The following is a 19,055-nucleotide window of genomic DNA, read 5'->3' as shown; positions in this document are numbered from 1 at the left end:
CGGTGCCGTGCATTTCCGGCGCCGAACGCGGCCCCCGCACAGGGGCCGTCCGCGTCCACGGCGCTTCCCATCCATGCACGCCCACCCCACGCACCCTACCGACTGGCGACACATCGCATCGCAATATCTCGCGCTGACCAAGCCGCGGATCGTGCTGCTGGCGGCGTTCTGCGCGCTGATCGGGATGCTGCTGGCGACCGAGGGAATGGTGCCGCTGCGGATCCTCTTCTTCGGCACCTTGGGCATCGCCCTGCTGGCCGCGGCGGGGTTCGCCTTCAACTGCCTGATCGAGCGCGGCATCGACGCGAAGATGGCCCGTACCCGCGCCAGGCCGCTGGCCCGCGGCGAGGTCGGGGCGACCGGCACCGTGATCTTCGCCGTCGTGCTCGGCGTGCTCGGCGCCTGGATGCTCCATGCCTTCGTGAACGCACTGACGATGTGGCTGACGCTGGCCACCTTCGTCGGCTATGCGGTCGTGTACACGGTGCTGCTCAAGCCGGCCACGCCGCAGAACATCGTCATCGGCGGCGCTTCAGGCGCGATGCCGCCGCTGCTCGGCTGGGTCGCCGTCGCCAACGAGGTGAGTGCGCAGGCGCTGGTGCTCTTCCTGATCATCTTCGTCTGGACGCCGCCGCACTTCTGGGCGCTGGCGCTGTACCGCATCGAGGACTACCGAAAGTCCGGGCTGCCGATGTTGCCGGTCACCCACGGCTCCGAGTTCACGCGCCTGAACATCCTCCTCTACACCCTGCTGCTGGTGGCCACCACCGTGCTGCCATTCCTGATCGGGATGAGCGGATGGTTCTACCTGGTGTGCGCGCTGGCGCTTGGCGGCGTGTTCCTGGCCTACGCCTGGCGGCTCTGGCGCAACTACTCGGACGCGCTGTCGAAGCGCACCTTCGGCTATTCGATCTTCTACCTGGCGGCGCTGTTCGGCGCCCTGCTGATCGACCACTATCTCTGAGAGGCCCCATGCGCAGACGCCTGATGCTCCTCGCGCCGGCGTTGGCCGCGCTCTGGCTGACCGGCTGCGATTCCGACAAGCCCGCGTTCCGCAACACCGACGTCACCGGCGCTGACTTCGGCAAGGGCTTCGAGCTCACCGATCACAACGGCCAGCGCCGGACCCTGGCGGACTACCGCGGCAAGGTGGTCACCATCTTCTTCGGCTACACGCACTGCCCGGATGTCTGCCCGACGACGCTGAGCGAGATGGCGGAGGTGATGCGCCTGCTCGGCGACAAGGCCGAGCGCGTCCAGGCGCTGTTCGTCACGGTGGACCCGGAGCGCGACACTCAGGAACTTCTGGCCAGCTACGTTCCCGCGTTCGATCGCCGCTTCGTCGGACTGTACGGCGACCCGGAGAGCACCGCCAAGGTCGCCAAGGAGTTCAAGGTCTTCTACCAGAAGGTCCCCGGCAGCGCGCCGGGCATCTACACGGTCGACCACAGCGCGGGCAGCTTCGCGTTCGACGCCAAGGGCCGGGTGCGCCTGTTCATCAAGCACGGGCAGGGCGCCGAGCCGCTCGCCCAGGACCTCGAGCGCCTGATCGACGAAGGCTGATTTTCTGCGATGGACCAGCCTGACGAAGCACTCATCCTGTTCGCCCATGGTGCGCGCGACCCCCAATGGCGCGCGCCGCTGGACGGCCTGCACGAGCGGATGCAGGCGGCATTGCCCGGCTGCGCGGTGTCGGTGGCCTTCCTCGAGTTCATGTCTCCCGGCCTGGGGGATGCGATCGACGCTGCGGTGGCTCGCGGGGCGGGCCGCATCGAGGTTGCGCCGGTGTTCTGGGCCGCGGGCGGCCACCTGCGCAATGACGTTCCCGTGCTGCTCGACGCCGCGCGTGCGCGCCATCCGGGGGTGGAGATCGGGCTATGGCCGGCGCTGGGAGAGAGCGACGAGGTGCTCGATGCCGTCGCTGGCGCCTACCGGCGCCTGTGGGCGCGCAGCCGCAGCCCGCAACGCTGATCCGCGCAGCGCGTCCTCCCGCCTCAGGAAAGAAAAAGCCGCCTTCGGAAGATCCGTTGGCGGCCAAGGAGGAGGGAGGAAAAACACCGGAGAACCGGTTGCATTCGGCGACCGGAGCGCTCTCGCCGCTCCGACCGCGTCATGCACCCTTTAGACGTACTGCGCGAGCGAACCTTTCATCTTCTGCAGCGCCTTGGCCTCGATCTGGCGGATCCGCTCGGCGGACACGCCGAACTCGCCGGCCAGATCGTGCAGGGTGCGGCCGCCGCCTTCGTCCTCGTCGCGAAGCCAGCGGGCCTCGATGATCCGGCGGCTGCGGTCGTCCAGCCCGGCGAGCGCCTGCTCCAGGCCTTCGCCCTGCAGCTGGTCGTACTGGCGCCGCTCCAGGATCTGGCTGGGCTCGGACTGCGCCGCCGCCAGGTAGGAGATCGGGGCGAAGTCGTCGTCGCCGTCGTCCGAGCCCGCTTCCAGCGCAATTTCCTGGCCCGTCAGCCGGGCTTCCATCTCGACGACGTCCTTCTCTCGGACGTTCAGCTCCTTGGCGATCACCGCGACGTCTTCGGGCGACAGGGTGCGGGAGCCGGTCTTCATCGAGCGCAGATTGAAGAAGAGCTTGCGCTGCGCCTTGGTGGTGGCCACCTTGACCATCCGCCAGTTCTTCAGGACGTACTCGTGGATCTCGGCCTTGATCCAGTGCAGCGCGAAGGACACGAGCCGCACGCCGCGCTCGGGGTCGAAGCGCCGCACCGCCTTCATCAGACCGATGTTTCCTTCCTGGATCAGGTCGGCGTGCGGCAGGCCGTAGCCCAGGTACTGGCGCGAAATCGACACCACGAGCCGCAGGTGGGACATCACCAGGTCACGGGCGGCTTCCAGGTCGTTGTGGTCGCGCAGCCTGCGGCCGAGATCGGTTTCCCGCTCGGGCGACAGCATCGGCAGCCGGTTCACGGCGCTGATGTAGGCATCCAGGTTCCCGACGGCCGGCAGCATCATCGCGGCGCCGCCGGCGCGGGCGGAGATCAGGGCAGTCGGATTCCGTTCGGACATGTGTTCGCGTTCCTCTCTTGGTGCGTCGCCATATGCGACTTGGATTCAAAGAATAGCACTCATGGGTCGAGAGTGCTAATGGATCCTGGCGATGATCGCGATAGGCCCCGGCAATGAATCCGCGGCGCGCCTGGGGTGCGTAAAGCATTGATCCGAAAAGAGTTCATGCCCTGAGCGTGGGCGCGGTGGACATCCTGGCGGGCAGGCCTCAGGATCGAAGAAAACAGGTTCCTCCTCATGCGTCTGCTGACTCCTGTGTCGTCTTGCCGCCGCCTTCTGCGGCTGGCTGCAAGCTGTCTCCTCTTCGTCGCCGGATGCCTCCCGATCCTGTCACACGGTGCGGGCGGGCCCGTGCGCATCGGCGATTGCAGTCCCCTGGAGCTCGGGGCCCGGCACCTGGAGGCCTTGCGCGATCCCGCAGGCAGGACCGACCCGGTGGCAGTCCAGGGGGAGGCCTTTGCACCCTCTGACGGGAATCGCCTGAACTTCGGCCTCGTCAAGGGCGCGGTCTGGCTGCGTTTCGTGGTGGAGGCGGGCTCCGGCTGCCACGAGCCCGTGTTCCTCAAGCTCGGCAATCCGTTCGGCAACCGGGTGAGCGTGTTCCGGCGCGTGCAGGGCGAAGGATGGACGCTCGAGGCGTCGCCGCTGGATCCGGTCACGGGCGCCGGTCAGTTGCAGATCCGTCAGGCGATGGTCCCGGTCAATCCTCTGCCGGACCATGCCGCCGAGTACCTGATCCGGGTCGCCGGGCCGGGGCCGGTGCTGGCGGCACCGACGATCGTCTCCGGCCGGGGCCTCGCGGACGAGGTCGGCGACCGCACGCTGCTCGGCGGCCTGCTGGCTGGCGGCATCGTCTCGCTGGTGGCCTACTGCGCAGTGCTGGCGCGGCTTACCCGGCTGCGCGGCCTGTGGGCCTACTCCGCCTCCGCACTGGCGCTGGCGCTCTTCTACGGCATCGCCAGCGGGGTGTTCGACCGCGCCCTGCTGTGGCTGCTGCCGGCGGGGCAGGATCCCTTCGGCGCGGTGCAGCGGGTCAGCGGCTTCGCGGTGGCGATCGCCGCGCTGTTCCACTGGTTCTTCGTGCGCGGACTGCTGGCTGCCGATGCCGCCTCGTGGCGCAAGCCCTGGCATGCCGCGCTGCTGTTCGGCTGGCTGGCGCTGGCGATCTCGCTGCCCTTCGCGGCGACGCAGGCGATCGCGCTGCTCAGCGTCGCGGTCACGATCGCTGCGCTGGTCGCGGTCGCCGCGGAGATCGCCGCAGCGCTGCGCCGCGCACATCCGTTGGCGCGGGCCACCGCGGTGGCCTTCGGCTCGCTCGCGGTCGCCGCGACCGGTTTCGTCGCCATGTACCTCGGGCTGCTGCCCTGGTGGCCGGCGCTGATCCATGCGACGGCGCTGGGCGTCTGGGCAGAGGCGATCCTGCTGTCGGTGGCGGTGGGCTCGCAGGTCCGCGACCTGCGCGGCGAGCGCCAGCGGCTTGCCGAGCGGACCCAGGAGCTTTCTCGCCTGTCGCAGCGCGATGCGCTGACCGGCCTAGGCAATCGGCGGGCGTACGACCGCACGGTGCCCGAGACGCTCGATCGATGCCGTCGCGCCGGGGCGGCTGTTTCGCTGCTGGTGGTCGACATCGACCACTTCAAGGAGGTCAATGACAGGCACGGCCACGGCTTCGGAGATCAGGTCATCCAGGCGCTGTCGGCAACGGTGACCTGCAGCATCCGCACCAGCGACTTCGCGTTCCGCTACGGCGGCGAGGAGTTCGTGCTGCTGCTGCCGGGGCTTGCCATGGCCAGGGCGCTCGAGGTGGCCGAGCGGGTGCGGTCGGGCATGCGGGACTCGCGCCGCGCCGCTCCAGACGGCAGCCAGCCGGTGGTGTCGGTGAGCGTCGGCGTCGCGCAGATGCAGCCGGGCGACACCGCGGAGACGCTGTTCGCGCGTGCGGACGCGGCGTTGTACCGTGCCAAGGCCGCGGGCCGCGACCGCGTCGAACTCGAGACCGGCGGGGCGGGCGGCGCCGGGGCCGGTCCGTCCGGGGCGCGCTTTCCGGCCTAGCGTGAGCCCGCGCCACCGCCCGGCTGGCCGGCGGGGCGGGGCGTCGGCGACGAGGGCTGTCAGTCGACCAGCGCCGAGGCGAACTCTTCCGCGCTGAATGCCTGCAGGTCGTCCAGGCCCTCGCCCACGCCGATGAAGTAGACCGGGATCGGACGGTCCCGCCGCGTGTGCGCCAGCGCCGCCAGCGCGCCGCCCTTGGCGGTGCCGTCGAGCTTGGTCACGATCAGCCCGGTCAGGCCGACCGCCTCGTCGAAGGCCCGCACCTGCGCCAGCATGTTCTGGCCGGTGTTTCCATCCAGCACCAGCAGGCTCTCGTGCGGTGCGTCCGGCATCGACTTCGCGATCACCCGCCGGATCTTCTTCAACTCGTCCATCAGGTGGGTCTGCGTTGGCAGGCGGCCGGCAGTGTCGACCATCACGACCCCGACGCCGCGTGCCCGCCCGGCGGACACCGCGTCGAAAGCCACCGCGGCCGGGTCGCCGCCCTCCTGGGCGATCACCTGGACGTTGTTGCGCGCCCCCCATTCAGCCAGCTGCTCCCGCGCGGCGGCCCGGAAAGTGTCGCCGGCGGCGAGCAGGATGGACTTGCCCTCGCGCTGCAGGTGGTGAGCGAGCTTGCCGATCGAAGTCGTCTTGCCGGCGCCGTTGACGCCCGCGATCATGACCACCAGCGGCGTCGCCCGATCGATGTCCACCGGCTGCTCCAGCGGCTTCAGAAGTTCCACCAGCAGCGCGCGCAGCGCGTCGCGGACCTGGCTGGCCTCGGTCAGCCGCTGCTGGCGCACCCGCGTACGCAGGGAGTCCAGCAGCCACTGGGTGGTCTCCACGCCGGCGTCACTGACCAGCAGCGCGGTCTCGAGCTCCTCGTAGAGCACGTCGTCGATCTTCGCACCGCCGCCGAACAGCCCGGACAGATTGCTGCGCGTCTTGCTCAGGCCCTGGCGCAGGCGCTTCATCCACGACTGGCGCTCGGCAGCCGACGGCACGACCAGAACGGTCTCGACGGCAGGTTCGGCGGGCGCTGGAGCGGGAACCGGAGCGGGAGCCGGAGGCGGAGCAGGAGCCGGGACAGGAGCCGGGACAGGAGCCGGGACAGGAGCCGGGACAGGAGCCGGGACAGGAGCCGGGACAGGAGCCGGGACAGGAGCCGGGACAGGAGCCGGAGCCGGAGCAGGGGCCGGAGCAGGCACCGGTTCCGCCCGCAGGAACGACGGGATCGCCCGCTCGCTGGGCGGCGGCGGCGTGGCGGCGGCGTCGGCCGTTACGGGGGAAGACGGCTCGGAGGGAGTCGCCCCGGGCTGCTTGCGTCTGAGGAAACCGAACATGTTGGCGGGCCGCCGCCCGGAGGGGCGCCGGCGAAGGGAGGGCGTCAGGATCGGCGGGCCGGGCTCGACCATGAGGTCAATCCGGTTGCCGGAGGGCAATTCGGAGACAATTCTATCCGCACCCCGAACCCGGACCCCCATAGATGCCCCGACCCGCCCGTCAGTTCTTCGTCTCCCTTCGCTTCGCCAGGCCCGGGGCGTTGCGCGCACCCCGATCTGCGCGGACCTGGCTGCAGGCCCTGCTGCTCGCGCTCGCGCTGCCCTGGGCCGTGGGGGCCGCGTCAGCGCAGACCACCGAGCGAACGCTGGCCAACGGCATGAAGATGCTCGTCATCGAGGATCATCGCGCGCCCACCGTGGCCCACATGGTCTGGTACCGCGCCGGTTCCTACGACGAGGCGAGCGGCCGCACCGGAGTGGCCCACGTGCTCGAGCACCTGATGTTCAAGGCCACGCGCACCCTCGCGCCCGGCGAGTTCTCGCGCAGGGTCGCGGCGATGGGCGGCCGCGAGAATGCCTTCACTTCGCGTGACTACACCGGCTACTTCCAGCAGGTGCATCGTTCCCGCCTCGGTGAGGTGATGGCGCTCGAGGCCGACCGGATGGCCAACCTGGTGCTCGATGCGGACGAGTTCGCGCGCGAAGTGAAGGTGGTGATGGAGGAGCGCCGCTGGCGCACCGAAGACCGCGCCACCGCGCTGGTCTACGAGCAGCTGATGGCTGCCGCCTTCGTCGCCTCCCCGGTGCGCACGCCGGTGGTGGGCTGGATGAACGACCTGCAGTCGATGACCGTCGATGATGCGCGCGACTGGTACGAGCGCTGGTACGCGCCGAACAACGCGCTGCTGGTGGTGGCGGGCGACGTTGCGCCCGACGAGGCGTTCGCGCTGGCGGAGCGCACCTACGGCGGCATCCCGGCGCGAGCGCTGCCGGCGCGCAAGCCCCAGGAAGAGCCGCCGCAGCGCGGCGTGCGGCGCCTGTGGGTCAAGGCGCCCGCCGAGAACCCCTACCTGCTGATGGGCTTTCGCGTGCCCTCGTTGAGCGACGTCGAGCGCGACAGCGACCCCTACGCGCTCGAGGTCCTTGCCGCCGTGCTGGACCTGGACGAGAACGGCCGGCTCACCCGCTCGGTGGTGCGGGAGTCGCGCGTCGCGAACCAGGCCGGCGCTGGCTACGACATGTTCTCCCGGGGACCGGTGCTGTTCCTGCTGTCCGGCACGCCCGCCGCGGGCCAGGACGCTGCTGCGCTCGAGCGGGCGCTGCTGGCGCAGGTGCGGCGCATTGCCGAGGAGGGCGTCAGCGAGGAGGAACTGCGCAGGGTCAAGACGCAGTACGTCGCCAGCCGCGTCTACCAGCGCGATTCCGTCTTCGGCCAGGCGATGGAGGCGGCCGGGCTGGAGAGCGTGGGCTTCTCGCACCGCGACGCCGACCGGGTGCTCGAGCGCATCCGCGCAGTCAGCCCCGCGCAGGTGCGCGAGGCCGCCCGCCGGTGGTTTGGCGAGGATGCGCTGACCGTCGTCACCCTGCTGCCTCAGCCAGTCGAAAACGCAGGCGCCCGCCCGCCTGCCGGCCTGCGTCACTGAACCGGATCCACCGATGAGCCTCGTCCTTTCCCTTTCCCGTTCGTCGCAGGTCCACGGCCTCCGCCACGGTCGCATGGTGCGCCCCGCCCGCGGCGCGCCGACCTTCCTTCTGCTGACCTTCCTGCTGCTCGCTGCGCTGTGGCCCGGACGTGCCCACGCCGTGCTCCCGATCGAGCACTGGACCACGTCCTCGGGCGCGCGGGTCTTCTTCGTCCATGCGCCGGCCATCCCGATGCTCGACCTGGCGATCACCTTCGATGCGGGCGGCCGCTACGGCGCCGCCGACCGCGTCGGCCTCGCATCGCTGACCAACACGATGCTCGGCAAGGGCGTCCCGGGGCTCGGGGAGCCGGAGATCGCCGAGCGCTTCGCTTCGGTGGGCGCGCAGCGAGGCGGCGGCGCCAGCAGCGACCGGGCCACCGTCTCGCTGCGCACGCTGTCCAGCGCGGAGGAGCTCGGCGCCGCGCTCGAGATGCTCGAGCGGCTGCTGGCCGAACCCACCTTCCCGGCCGAGGTTCTCGCGCGCGAAAAGGAGCGCGTGATCCAGGCGCTGCGCGAGGCCCAGACCAAGCCCGAGACCATCGCCGGCCAGGAGTTCTCCGCGCTGCTCTATCCCGGTCATCCCTATGGCCGGCATGCCACACCCGAGACGGTGGCCGCAGTCACGCGCGACGACCTCGTCGCCTTCCATCGCGCGCACTACTCGGCGGACCGGGCAGTGGTCGCGATGATCGGCGCGGTGACCCGCGCCCAGGCCGAGTCGATCGCGCAGCGGCTCACCGCACGCCTGCCCGCCGGCAGCCCGTCGCCGGCGCTGCCCGAGGTGGCGCGCCCAGGGCAGGCGATCGAGCGGCGCATCGCTCACCCGGCCAGCCAGAGCCACATCCTGGTCGGTGCGCCGGCCATCGCCTGGGGCGATCCCGACCAGTTCGCGCTGATGGTGGGCAACTATGTGCTCGGCGGCGGCGGCTTCGTGTCCCGTCTCTACGACGAGGTGCGCGAGAAGCGCGGCCTGGCGTACAGCGTCTATTCCTACTTCTCCCCGTCGCTGCAGCCCGGACCCTTCACCATCGGCCTGCAGACCAAGAAGGAGCAGACCGGGCTGGCGCTGCAGGTGGTGCGCGAGACGCTGTCGCGCTTCCTCGCCGACGGGCCCTCAGCGGACGAGCTCAAGGCGGCGAAGGCGAACCTGGTGGGCGGCTTCCCGCTGCGCATCGACAGCAACGGCAAGATCCTCGACAACCTCACCACCATCGGCTGGTACCGCCTGCCTCTGGACTGGCTCGAGCGCTGGCCGCAGCGGGTCGAGGAGGTCAGCGCGCAGCAGATCCGGGACGCCTTCGCGCGGCACGTCCGCGCTGACCGGCTGGTCACCGTCGTCGTCGGCGACGACGGCCGCTGAACGTGGGCGCTGCACCGCATCGCGTGCGCATCGTCGGCGGCGCCTGGAAGCGCACGCCGCTCCAGGTGCCCGAGGTCGAGGGCCTGCGCCCGACGCCCGACCGGGTGCGCGAGACGCTGTTCAACTGGCTGGGCGGCGATCTCGCCGGCGCCAGCTGCCTGGACCTGTTCGCGGGCACCGGCGCCCTCGGCCTGGAGGCGGCGTCGCGCGGCGCGGCGACCGTATGGCTGGTGGAGAAGGACCGGCGCGCCCAGGCCGCCATCCGCGCCACCATCGCCCGGCTCGGCGCGGCACAGGTCTCGCTGCTGCCGGGCGATGCGCTGGCGGCGCTGGATCGTGCCCGCAGGGAAGGGCTGCGTTTCGACCTCGTGCTGCTCGATCCGCCCTTCGGTGCGGGCTGGCTCGAACGGGTGCTGCCGCTGCTGCCGCCGGTGCTGTCGGAACAGGCGGCGATCTACGTCGAAAGCGGAGAGGCGCTGACCGAGGATGTGCTCGGGCGGCTGCTGGGCCCGGGCTTCCGGATCGCGCGCGCCGGCCGCGCGGGCCAGGTGTTCTACCATCTGGTCCTTCGTTCGATTCCACAGGAAAGCGACTGACATGGCGACAGCGGTCTATCCCGGCACCTTCGACCCCCTCACCGGCGGTCACGAGGATCTCGTGCGGCGTGCATCGTCGCTCTTCGACCGCGTGGTCATCGGCGTCGCGCACAGCCGCGGCAAGAGCCCGTTGTTCGAGCCCGAGGAGCGGCTGGCCGTCGCGCGCGAGGTGCTCGAGCCGCTGGGCAACGTCGAGGTGGTGAGCTTTTCGGGGCTGATGGTGGACTTTGCGCGCAAGCACGGCGCCACGGTGGTGGTGCGCGGCCTGCGCAGCGTGACCGACTTCGACTACGAGTTCCAGCTCGCCGGAATGAACCGCCACCTGATGCCGGAACTGGAGACGGTCTTCCTGATTCCGGGCGAGCGCTACCAGTTCGTGTCCGCCACGCTGGTGCGCGAGATCGCGATCATGGGCGGCGAGGTGGGGCAGTTCGTGTCGTCGAAGGTCGAAGCGCGGCTGCGCGAGAAGGTCGCCTCGCTCAAGCGCGGCTGAGGCAGGAGCCCGCGATGGCACTCAAGATCACCGACGAATGCATCAACTGCGACGTCTGCGAGCCGGAGTGCCCGAACGGCGCGATCTCGATGGGTCCGGAGATCTACGTGATCGACCCCGCGCTGTGCACCGAGTGCGTCGGCCACTTCGACGAGCCCCAGTGCCGGCAGGTCTGCCCGGTGGACTGCATCCCCAACGATCCCCGGCATCCGGAAACGCGCGAGGAGCTCGAGGCGAAATTCCGCCGGCTCGAGGCGGGCGCGGCAGGGCCAGCGGATCCCGCAGGCCAGCCGGCCGCCCCTGCGACCGGCAGGTGACGATCCGGCGCGCCGATTCCGTCGCGCCGACATGCGCCCGTAACACGGGCGGGGGATGATGCCGGTCTTTCCGTGGAGGCGCCGATGAACCTGATCCTGTGGCGGCACGCCGAGGCCGAGGACGCGGAGCCCGATCTCGGGCGCAGGCTCACCGCGCGCGGCCGCAAGCAGGCGGAGAAGATGGCCGCCTGGCTCAAGCCGAAGCTGCCGGAGCGCTACGTGGTGCTCGCGAGTCCGGCGCAGCGGACCCGTCAGACGGCGGACGCGCTCGGCCCCGGCTATCGGGTGGACCTGCGGCTCGCCCCCGACGGCGACGTCCCCGACTGCCTCGCTGCCATCGAATGGCCTGAGGGGCCGCGAGACGCGGCGGGCACGGTCATCCTGGTCGGCCACCAGCCGACGCTCGGACGGCTGGCCAGCCTGCTGCTCTCCGGTCAGGAGGCGGACTGGAGCGTGCGCAAGGGCGCGATCTGGTGGCTGTCCACCCGCGAGCGCGACGACCGCCGCCAGCTGGTGCTGCGCACCGTGATCTCCCCCGAGCAGATCTGAGTCGCGCGGCGCCCCGGCGCGGCCCCGGTCCGCCGTGGCCGGCGCCTCGCTCGCGACGCCGGCTGCGGGAGTTTCATCCAATCTTCATCGCCCCGTCACCGGCAGGACATGGCGTCCCGGCATCTTGCGGTCATCCCCGAACCAAGGAGACCGCCGATGACCGCAGTGCATGCCGATGCGCGCCTCCCCGCGCTGCTGAAGGCGCCCAGCACCCCATCCCCAGCCCCGATCGCCCGTGCCGGGGATCTGGTCGTCACGGTGGCCGAAACTCCTGAAGAGGTCGAGCAGGCGCTTCGCCTGCGCTACCGCGTGTTCGTCGGTGAACTCGGCGCCAGCCACGGCGCGCGCGACGGCGTCGACCGAGACATCTTCGATCCCTACTGCCGGCACCTTGTCGTCAGCGACAGTGCCAGCGGCGCGGTGGTCGGCACCTATCGCGTGATGCTCCCCGAGCAGGCGCGGCTGCTCGGCTGCCTCTACTCGGACCGGGAATTCTGGCTGACCCGCCTGAACCCGCTGCGCGACTCGATCGTCGAGCTGGGCCGGGCCTGCGTGCATCCGGACTACCGGACCGGCGCGACCATCATGCTGCTGTGGTCTGGCATCGGCGCGCTGCTCGCTTCGTGCGGGCACCGGCACCTGCTGGGCTGCGTCAGCGTGCCGCTGGCCGACGGCGGCGCGCATGCGTCGCGTCTTTACCACTCGCTCGCCCGCAGGCACCTTGCCGACGAGACGCTGCGCGTGTGGCCGCGACAGCGGCTCGACCTTGGCGCCGGAACCGAGGCCGCTGGCGCGGGCGATGCCCCGATTCCTCCGCTGATGCGCGGCTACCTGCGCGCCGGGGCGAAGCTGCTGGGTGAGCCCAGCCGCGACGACGAGTTCGGCTGCGCCGACTTTCCGATGATGCTGCGTCTCGACGAGCTGACCGGCCGGTACCAGCGCCGCTTCATGCAGTGAAGCGCTGCGGTGGCGCAGGCGGTGGCGCAGTGGCGCTGTCGCGCCGCGGCCGGATCGCCCGTTCAGCGCCGCGGCTTGGCCGGCCGCAGCGCCCGCCGACGTCGCGCCGCCGGCTTCGTGCGGTGCGCGCCCAGGTCGGGCGCATGCTCCAGGTCGGACTGGGGCAGCGCTCCGGCATGCGCGATCGCCGATCGCACTTCGTCGGAGAGCAGGTGGTCGGCATCGCGGGCGCTGCGCTGCAGCGGCGGGCCGAAGTGCAGCGTGCCATCGCGCAGCTGCGCCAGCCCGGCCTCCTGCAGCGTGGTCACGACCGAGCGGAAGGCCACCGGGTCGGTGAAATCCGGGCCATCCGGCTCGTACAGATAGGCGAAGCGTTCGGCCAGCAGCACGCAGCGCTCCTCCAGCGCGGCCGGCGAGAGCGTTCCGCTGCCCGAGCCCACCAGCGCCTTCACGGTCAGGAAGTAGCGCTCCAGTGGCTGGCTGATCACCCGGGCCAGACCCTGCAGCGCGAGTGCTTCGCGCCGGTTCGGCGCGGGCGCCAGCAGCAGCGCGCCGTCGCGGGCGCGCAATGCGAACTCGCGCAGCCGGGTGGCGGGCTGATCCGCCTCGACCGCTCCTTCCACGTCCAGCAGGCCCAGTTCCGCGAGCAGGTCGATGCAGGCGTCCACCCGGGCGTCCAGCGTGGCCTCCGGCCAGGACAGGAACATTTCCGCGCGCAGGAAGGGGAAGAGCTGGCGGGTCAGCTCGCGCATCCGCGCGATGGTGATGCGCGGGTCGCGCAGCACCAGGCAGGCCACGAGCGAGGGCAGCGCCCAGGCGTGCAGCACGTTGTTGCGGAAGTAGGCGAGCAGCGGCACTTGGCGCGGGACCACGCGCACGATGTCGCCGAGCGGGTGCGCGATGCGCTCGATCCAGCCCTGCTGCTGCGCGTGCGCGATGACCGCGGCGCCGTCCATCGCGCTGAGCTGCTGCCGCCGCGAGTAGGGAATCCGGCCTGCGAGGCTGGCGAGCAGGTCGATCTGCTCCGCGAGCCGACCGGCGTCCATCGCCTGCCGCGACGCGCCCTGCATCGCGGTGGCCAGCAGGTTGACGGGGTTGATCACCAGCGCATCGTTGATGTGGGTGACGATTTCCCGGCCCAGCGCCTTCACCGTGGCCTCGCGCCGGTCGGCGGGGCCGTCCGGCCGGGACGGGCGCTTCGCGGTCGCTTCGGCGCGGTCGCTGCCGTCCTCGAGAAAGCTCAGCTGTGCCGCCTCGGCCGGCGCCGACACACCGCCCGATTCAACGCCCGATTCAACGCCCGATTCAACGCCCGATTCAACGCCCGATTCAACGCCACGCGCAACACCGTCGCGCGCATCCCCGCCGCTCGCTTCACCCTTGGGCGCATCACCGCCGCTCGCATCACCGTCGCCCGCTTCACCGCGCGCCGCGGCGACCGCCTCCCTGCGCCAGTCCGGCCAGTGCGCGTCGAGCACCCGGTCCAGGCGGATCGGCTCGCCGATGTTGACGTGCACCTTTCCGAAGCGGCGTCCGCGGATGTCGGCGATCGCGCGCAGCAGGCCGCCGAGGGTCTCCTTGCGCTTGGGCTGCCCGGAGAGTTCGGCGACGTAGCTGTCGCCCTCGAAGACCTGTTCGTAGCCGATGTAGACCGGAACGAAGACCACCGGACGGCTCGGCGCCCTCAGGTGGCTGTCGACCGTCATGCCGAGCATTCCGGTCTTGGGCGGCAGCATGCGGCCGGTGCGGCTGCGGCCGCCCTCGACGAAGTACTCGATGGGGAAGCCCTGGCGCATGATGGTGTGCAGGTACTCCTTGAACACGGCGGCGAACAGGGCTTCGCCCTTGAAGCTGCGCCGCAGGAAGAACGCCCCGCCCTTGCGCAGCAGCGCGCCCACCACCGGCAGGTTCAGGTTGCCGCCCGCCGCGATGTGCGGCGGCAGCAGTCCGCGGTGGTAGATGACGTAGGAGAGCAGCAGGTAGTCGAAGTGGCTGCGGTGGCAGGGCACGTAGACGATCTCGGCGCCGGCGCCGGCCTGGGCGATGTCCTCGAAGCGATGCACCTCCACGCCGCTGTACATGCGGTTCCACAGCGCGCCCAGGGCCACGTCGTAGGCGCGGATGAAGGGGTAGGAGTAGTCGGAGGCGATTTCATAGGCGATGCGCCGGGCGGCGAGCTCGGCCTGCTCGGTCTTGATCCGGCGCCGGCCAGCCTCCTCGTCGATGGCGCAGCGCACTGCGGGCGCGTCGACGATGACGTTGATCAGCGTCTGGCGGTGCGACAGGTTGGGACCCACTGCCAGCTCGCGCTCGCGGCGGAACTCCGTGCGCAGCAGCCTGCCGACCCGGCGCAGCGGCGAACGGCGCTCAACGGGTTCGCCGGCGCACTCGCGCAGCACTGCCCGCAGGGAGATCGGCGCGCCGAAGCTGAGCTGGGTCTGGCGGCCGTGGATCAGCAGCCGCAGTGCCTGGCGCAGGAAGCCGGGCGCCACCCAGCTGTCGGCGAAGAGCGCCTTGAGCACCGAATCCTGCTTGTCCGGCGCGCGACCCCAGAAGATGCTCACCGGCACGACCTGGACGTCCAGCGCGGGATCCGCCTCCACCGCGGCGATCAGCCGCTCCAGCCGCTTCGAGTACTCGTAAGGATTGCGCCGCAGCGGCGAGGGCTGGCCGCTGCGGGTCAGGAAGAAGAAGGAGCTGGGCTCAGGAGCTGCGCCCACGTCGAGCGGCGCCGACGGCAGCGGCAGGCCCAGGCGGCGCGCGACGTCGTCCAGCACCAGGAAGGCCGACAGCTGGCGGATGTGAAGCGCATAGCAGACCGGGCGGGAGCGGTCGATCCCGAGCAGGTCCGGATCGTCCGGCAGGCTGCGGTGCCGCACCACCAGGCGCAGCAGCGGCCGCAGCAGCGCGAGGATGAAGCGGTCGAGCGCGCGCATTTCAGATCCGTTCGTAGCTGACGTGCTCGAACACTCCGATCTCGTTCCAGGCTGCCGCCTCGGCGGTCAGCGTGGCGTCGCTCAGCGGATGCTCGAGGGCCCAGACGCGCGGCAGCTCGAGGCGCACCCTGCGACGCTTGAGGAACAGCGCCGGCAGGGGCACGTGGGCGCCGTCGCGCCGCCGGTGAAGGATGGAGGCCAGGCGCAGGCAGAGGATCATCAGCCACACGCGCTCGTCGGCGACCAGTTCGCGCAGCTTGCGCAGTCCGCCGACCTGGCCGAGCGCGATGTGCGACATCAGCGTCTGCTCCGCGCGAGTGAAGCCGGGCATGTCGGCGTTGCGCAGGACGTAGGCGCTGTGGCGGTGGAAGTTCTCGTGGGAGATGGTCCTGCCCGTTTCGGCGAGTTCCGCAGTCCAGCGCAGCAGCTCCCGGTGCTCGTGCAGCAGTTCGGCCACGCCGCGCGCAGCCTGGTCGTACAGCGCGAGCGCGGTGGCCGCCACCCGCCGTCCGTGGCTCTCCGACACCGCATAGCGGCTGCGCATCTGCGCCACCGTGATCTCGCGCATGTCGGCGCCCGCGTCGCGGCCGAGCAGGTCGTAGAGCACGCCCTCGCGCAGCGCCGCCGCGCAGTAGCGCATCTCGTCGACCTCGAGCTCGTCGAACACCGCGGACATCAGCGCCAGGCCGCCGGCGAACACAGGCCGCCGGTCGGCGCGCAGCCCGTCGAGCTTCAGGCGGTCCGCATGACCGGCCTTCTGCAGTAGCCGCGCCATCCGGTCCAGCGCGTCGCGGTTGAGCACCGGCAGTCCGAAGGCCAGCTGCGCGATCTGCGTCAGCGCCTTCGCCGTTCCTGAAGTCCCCACCGCGTAGCCCCAGCCGTGCTCCCGATAGGCGGCGCCGATCGGGGCCAGCGTATCCCGGGCAGCGAAGCGCGCCTGTTCGAAGTTGCGCGCGTCCACCTCGCCGCCGGGGAAGAAGCGTTCGGAGAGCGACACGCAGCCCACGGGCGCAGACTCCAGCAGCGCCGGCGTGTAGCCCTCGCCCAGCATGCACTCGGTGGAGCCCCCGCCGATGTCGACGATCAGCCGGTGCGCGGCGTCCGCTGGCAGCGCGTGCGCCGCCCCCATGTAGATCAGCCGTGCTTCCTCGCGTCCTGCGATGACGTCGATGGGGAAGCCCAGCGCGGCTTCCGCGCTCGCCAGGAAGTGCGCGGCATTGCGGGCCACCCGCAGCGTGTTGGTGGCGACAACGCGCACCGTGTCCGGGCTGAACGAGCGCAGTCGTTCGCCGAAGCGATACAGTGCGTCGACGCCGCGCTGGCGTGCGGCGGCGTCGAGCATGTTCTCGCCATCCAGGCCGGCGGCGAGCCGCACCGACTCCTTGAGCGTGTCCAGGGGCAGGATCTGCATGCCGAAATCGGTGGTCTCGACCCTGCCGATCAGCAGGCGAAAGCTGTTGGACCCCAGGTCCACTGCGGCGAGCAAGCGAGGTCCGGTCATCGATGGCAGGTTCGGGTGGGCGGCGCGAAGAGCGTCTTGCGCCGCGCAGGGTACCGCATTGCAGGGCATGCCGCAGTGGCGGCAGCCTCCGGGAGGCAGCCAGGATGGGCAGCATGGCAAAGAACGGCAATGTCATCAAATCGTCATCCGAGCGACCGACACTCGTGAAGATGACTACCCATGCTCCGATCGGGCAGGAGTACCCGCGACTGCTCAACCGAGAGCTGGGGATCCTCGCCTTCAACGAACGCGTCCTGGCGATGGCCGAGGATCTCGAGGTGCCGCTGCTCGAGCGGCTGCGCTACGTCACGATCGTGTCGAGCAACCTCGACGAGCTGTTCGAGGTCCGCATGGCCGAGCTGCGCGAGCTGGCGCTGGTCGACCGGCCCGACACCGCCCAGGTGCGCGAGTGCATGCGGCGCGTCGCCGAGCGGGCGGGCAGGCTGGTGGTCCGCAAGTACGCGGTTCTCAACCACCAGCTGATCCCGGCGCTGGCCGCCGAGGGCATCGTCCTGCACATGAGCGGCAGCTGGAACGAGACCCAGCGCGAATGGGCGGAGCGCCTGTTCCATGACGACATTGAACCGCTGCTCACGCCGATCGCGCTCGACCCCGCGCATCCCTTTCCGCGCATCCTCAACAAGAGCCTCAACTTCATCGTCGAGCTCGAGGGACAGGACGCCTTCGGGCGGCACCCCGGTTTCGCGGTGGTGCAGGCTCCGCGCGCGCTGCCGCGGGTGCTGCGGGTGCCCAGCGAGGTGTCGGGGGTGCGCGACGGGATGATGATGCTCACCTCGGTGCTGCTCGGCTTCGTCGGTTCGCTGTTCCCGGGGCTGAACGTGCGCGGCGTCCACCAGTTCCGCGTCACGCGCAACAGCGAGCTGTTCGTCGACGAAGAGGAGATCACCGACCTGCGTGCCGCGCTGCAGGGGGAGCTGCCTCAGCGTCACTACGGCGACGCGGTGCGCCTGGAGGTGTCCTCCGGCTGCCCTGAAGCGGTGCTCGAGCTCCTGCTGCGCGAGTTCGACCTCACCCGCGAGGACTGCTACATGGTCGACGGGCCGGTCAACCTCAGCCGCCTGGCGCAGGTGATCGACCTGGTCGACCGGGCGGACCTCAAGTTCCCGCGTTTCGAGCCGGCGGTGCCCGCCGCGCTGCGCGGTCGCGACCTGTTCGATGCCATCCGCAAGGCCGACATCCTGATGCATCACCCCTACGAGTCCTTCGTGCCGGTGATGGAGTTCCTGAGTTCCGCGGCCACCGACCCCAACGTGGTCGCGATCCGGCAGACCGTCTATCGCACCGGGGCCGACTCGGTGCTGATGGAATCTCTGCTGGCGGCTGCGCGCGCCGGCAAGGAGGTCACTGTGGTGCTCGAGCTGATGGCGCGCTTCGACGAGGAAGCCAACATCAACTGGGCCGAGCGACTGGAGCGCGCCGGCGCGCACGTGATCTACGGCGTGGTCGGCCACAAGACGCACGCCAAGATGGCGCTGGTGCTGCGCCGCGAGTCAGGCCGCCTGCGGCGCTATGTCCACCTCGGAACCGGCAACTATCACCCGCGCACCGCGCGGCTCTACGAGGACTTCGGGCTGTTCACCGCCAACGAGGAAATCTGCGCCGACGTCCACGAGATCTTCCGCAGGCTCACCGGCCTGGGCCAGGCAGGCGAGCTCAACGCGCTGCTGCAGGCCCCGTTCACGCTGCATGACGGCGTGCTGGAGGCGATCCGCCGCGAGGCGGAGCACGCAAAGGCAGGGCGGCGCGGCTACCTCGCCGCCAAGGTCAACGCACTGCTCGAGCCGCGGGTGATCGAGGAGCTCTACAAGGCCAGCCAGGCGGGGGTGAAGATCGACCTGATCGTGCGCGGAGTGTGCGCGCTCAGCCCCGGCGTGCCGGGCCTGTCCGAGAACATCCGGGTGCTCTCGGTGGTCGGGCGCTTCCTCGAGCACAGCCGCATCTACTACTTCTGGAACGACGGCGCGCGCGATGTCTGGCTCGCCTCGGCCGACTGGATGGACCGCAACCTGCTGCGGCGGGTCGAGGTCGCCTTCCCGATTCGCGAGGGTCGCCTCAAGCGCCGGGTGATCGAGGAAGGCATCCAGGAGCACCTGCGCGACAACTGCATGGCCTGGGTGATGGCGCCGGACGGCAGCTACGCGCGCCGGCGGCCGCGCGGGGCACGGCGGGTGTCGCAATTGCGCCTGATGGCCAAGCTGGTGGGCAAGCCGGAGCCCGACACCGGCGTGTAATCTGCGCGTCACTGCGCCGTCATCGTCGCGGCGAATACTCCGGCGTTCCAATCCAAGCTGGAGCGTGCCCGGAA

The 19,055-nt window shown here is 70.6% G+C and carries 16 protein-coding genes; 12 read left to right on the top strand and 4 right to left on the bottom strand.

Annotated elements, in window-relative coordinates; all coding sequences use genetic code 11:
* Nucleotides 1-73 precede the first annotated feature (73 nt).
* Genes cyoE through HNQ70_RS15770 form a run of 3 tightly spaced genes read left to right on the top strand, consistent with a single transcriptional unit; the run spans nucleotide 74 to nucleotide 1,971 of the window.
* On the top strand, nucleotides 74-964 hold the full coding sequence (gene cyoE / locus HNQ70_RS15780; protein ID WP_183969462.1) for a heme o synthase: 891 nt from the start codon (nucleotides 74-76) through the stop codon (nucleotides 962-964).
* Nucleotides 965-972: 8 nt separating this feature from the next.
* Nucleotides 973-1,563, top strand: a complete 591-nt coding sequence (locus tag HNQ70_RS15775) for an SCO family protein (protein ID WP_183969460.1) — start codon at nucleotides 973-975, stop codon at nucleotides 1,561-1,563.
* Between the two features lie 9 nt (nucleotides 1,564-1,572).
* Nucleotides 1,573-1,971: a sirohydrochlorin chelatase gene (locus tag HNQ70_RS15770; RefSeq protein ID WP_183969458.1), complete on the top strand. Its 399-nt coding sequence runs from the start codon at nucleotides 1,573-1,575 to the stop codon at nucleotides 1,969-1,971.
* 150 nt (nucleotides 1,972-2,121) lie between these two features.
* Here HNQ70_RS15770 and rpoH read toward each other — a convergent pair whose 3' ends face one another.
* A complete protein-coding gene (rpoH, locus tag HNQ70_RS15765) occupies nucleotides 2,122-3,018 on the bottom strand; it encodes an RNA polymerase sigma factor RpoH (RefSeq protein ID WP_183969456.1) in 897 nt (298 codons plus the stop codon).
* Between the two features lie 237 nt (nucleotides 3,019-3,255).
* Here rpoH and HNQ70_RS15760 point away from each other — a divergent pair, with 237 nt between their 5' ends.
* Nucleotides 3,256-5,070 carry a diguanylate cyclase gene (locus HNQ70_RS15760; protein ID WP_246435005.1) on the top strand — a complete coding sequence of 605 codons (1,815 nt, stop codon included), beginning with the start codon at nucleotides 3,256-3,258 and terminating at the stop codon, nucleotides 5,068-5,070.
* Between the two features lie 59 nt (nucleotides 5,071-5,129).
* Here HNQ70_RS15760 and ftsY read toward each other — a convergent pair whose 3' ends face one another.
* Nucleotides 5,130-6,395, bottom strand: coding sequence for a signal recognition particle-docking protein FtsY (ftsY, locus tag HNQ70_RS15755; protein ID WP_183969928.1), 1,266 nt, complete (start codon nucleotides 6,393-6,395; stop codon nucleotides 5,130-5,132).
* 143 nt (nucleotides 6,396-6,538) lie between these two features.
* Here ftsY and HNQ70_RS15750 point away from each other — a divergent pair, with 143 nt between their 5' ends.
* From HNQ70_RS15750 to HNQ70_RS15720, 7 genes are all read left to right on the top strand, one after another.
* The gene (locus HNQ70_RS15750) at nucleotides 6,539-7,978 is read left to right on the top strand and encodes a M16 family metallopeptidase (protein ID WP_183969452.1); all 1,440 of its coding nucleotides are present in this window, start codon (nucleotides 6,539-6,541) and stop codon (nucleotides 7,976-7,978) included.
* 73 nt (nucleotides 7,979-8,051) lie between these two features.
* Nucleotides 8,052-9,380, top strand: coding sequence for a M16 family metallopeptidase (locus HNQ70_RS15745; protein ID WP_183969926.1), 1,329 nt, complete (start codon nucleotides 8,052-8,054; stop codon nucleotides 9,378-9,380).
* Nucleotides 9,381-9,382: 2 nt separating this feature from the next.
* A complete protein-coding gene (rsmD, locus tag HNQ70_RS15740) occupies nucleotides 9,383-9,976 on the top strand; it encodes a 16S rRNA (guanine(966)-N(2))-methyltransferase RsmD (protein WP_343060804.1) in 594 nt (197 codons plus the stop codon).
* Nucleotide 9,977: 1 nt separating this feature from the next.
* A complete protein-coding gene (gene coaD / locus HNQ70_RS15735; protein WP_183969450.1) occupies nucleotides 9,978-10,469 on the top strand; it encodes a pantetheine-phosphate adenylyltransferase in 492 nt (163 codons plus the stop codon).
* 14 nt (nucleotides 10,470-10,483) lie between these two features.
* On the top strand, nucleotides 10,484-10,786 hold the full coding sequence (locus HNQ70_RS15730) for a YfhL family 4Fe-4S dicluster ferredoxin (protein ID WP_183969448.1): 303 nt from the start codon (nucleotides 10,484-10,486) through the stop codon (nucleotides 10,784-10,786).
* Between the two features lie 84 nt (nucleotides 10,787-10,870).
* Entirely contained in the window at nucleotides 10,871-11,335 is a 465-nt protein-coding gene (locus tag HNQ70_RS15725; RefSeq protein ID WP_183969446.1) for a SixA phosphatase family protein, read from the top strand.
* Nucleotides 11,336-11,491: 156 nt separating this feature from the next.
* Nucleotides 11,492-12,292 carry a GNAT family N-acetyltransferase gene (locus HNQ70_RS15720; protein WP_183969444.1) on the top strand — a complete coding sequence of 267 codons (801 nt, stop codon included), beginning with the start codon at nucleotides 11,492-11,494 and terminating at the stop codon, nucleotides 12,290-12,292.
* 62 nt (nucleotides 12,293-12,354) lie between these two features.
* Here HNQ70_RS15720 and plsB read toward each other — a convergent pair whose 3' ends face one another.
* Nucleotides 12,355-15,228, bottom strand: coding sequence for a glycerol-3-phosphate 1-O-acyltransferase PlsB (plsB, locus tag HNQ70_RS15715; protein WP_183969442.1), 2,874 nt, complete (start codon nucleotides 15,226-15,228; stop codon nucleotides 12,355-12,357).
* A gap of 1 nt (nucleotide 15,229) precedes the next feature.
* The gene (locus tag HNQ70_RS15710) at nucleotides 15,230-16,729 is read right to left on the bottom strand and encodes a Ppx/GppA phosphatase family protein (RefSeq protein ID WP_183969434.1); all 1,500 of its coding nucleotides are present in this window, start codon (nucleotides 16,727-16,729) and stop codon (nucleotides 15,230-15,232) included.
* A gap of 188 nt (nucleotides 16,730-16,917) precedes the next feature.
* Between HNQ70_RS15710 and ppk1 the strand changes: the two genes are divergently transcribed.
* Nucleotides 16,918-18,981 (top strand): polyphosphate kinase 1, encoded by a 2,064-nt coding sequence (gene ppk1, locus HNQ70_RS15705; protein WP_183969922.1) that lies wholly within the window; start codon nucleotides 16,918-16,920, stop codon nucleotides 18,979-18,981.
* Nucleotides 18,982-19,055: the final 74 nt, after the last annotated feature.

It is taken from the genome of Quisquiliibacterium transsilvanicum (assembly GCF_014202215.1).
Lineage (GTDB): Bacteria > Pseudomonadota > Gammaproteobacteria > Burkholderiales > Burkholderiaceae_E > Quisquiliibacterium > Quisquiliibacterium transsilvanicum.
The sequence above is the reverse complement of the archived record's forward strand: the minus strand, read 5'-3'. Positions and strand labels throughout refer to the sequence as shown.

Excerpts from the sequence above, each read along its gene's own strand:
- HNQ70_RS15775 (WP_183969460.1), top strand. The coding sequence starts at position 973 with ATGCGCAGACGCCTGATGCTCCTCGCGCCGGCGTTGGCCGCGCTCTGG.
- rpoH (WP_183969456.1), bottom strand. The coding sequence starts at position 3,018 with ATGTCCGAACGGAATCCGACTGCCCTGATCTCCGCCCGCGCCGGCGGC.
- ftsY (WP_183969928.1), bottom strand. The coding sequence starts at position 6,395 with ATGTTCGGTTTCCTCAGACGCAAGCAGCCCGGGGCGACTCCCTCCGAG.
- HNQ70_RS15710 (WP_183969434.1), bottom strand. The coding sequence starts at position 16,729 with ATGACCGGACCTCGCTTGCTCGCCGCAGTGGACCTGGGGTCCAACAGC.
- HNQ70_RS15720 (WP_183969444.1), top strand. The coding sequence starts at position 11,492 with ATGACCGCAGTGCATGCCGATGCGCGCCTCCCCGCGCTGCTGAAGGCG.
- cyoE (WP_183969462.1), top strand. The coding sequence starts at position 74 with ATGCACGCCCACCCCACGCACCCTACCGACTGGCGACACATCGCATCG.
- HNQ70_RS15725 (WP_183969446.1), top strand. The coding sequence starts at position 10,871 with ATGAACCTGATCCTGTGGCGGCACGCCGAGGCCGAGGACGCGGAGCCC.
- plsB (WP_183969442.1), bottom strand. The coding sequence starts at position 15,228 with ATGCGCGCGCTCGACCGCTTCATCCTCGCGCTGCTGCGGCCGCTGCTG.
- HNQ70_RS15750 (WP_183969452.1), top strand. The coding sequence starts at position 6,539 with ATGCCCCGACCCGCCCGTCAGTTCTTCGTCTCCCTTCGCTTCGCCAGG.
- HNQ70_RS15745 (WP_183969926.1), top strand. The coding sequence starts at position 8,052 with ATGGTGCGCCCCGCCCGCGGCGCGCCGACCTTCCTTCTGCTGACCTTC.
- coaD (WP_183969450.1), top strand. The coding sequence starts at position 9,978 with ATGGCGACAGCGGTCTATCCCGGCACCTTCGACCCCCTCACCGGCGGT.
- HNQ70_RS15760 (WP_246435005.1), top strand. The coding sequence starts at position 3,256 with ATGCGTCTGCTGACTCCTGTGTCGTCTTGCCGCCGCCTTCTGCGGCTG.
- HNQ70_RS15770 (WP_183969458.1), top strand. The coding sequence starts at position 1,573 with ATGGACCAGCCTGACGAAGCACTCATCCTGTTCGCCCATGGTGCGCGC.
- HNQ70_RS15730 (WP_183969448.1), top strand. The coding sequence starts at position 10,484 with ATGGCACTCAAGATCACCGACGAATGCATCAACTGCGACGTCTGCGAG.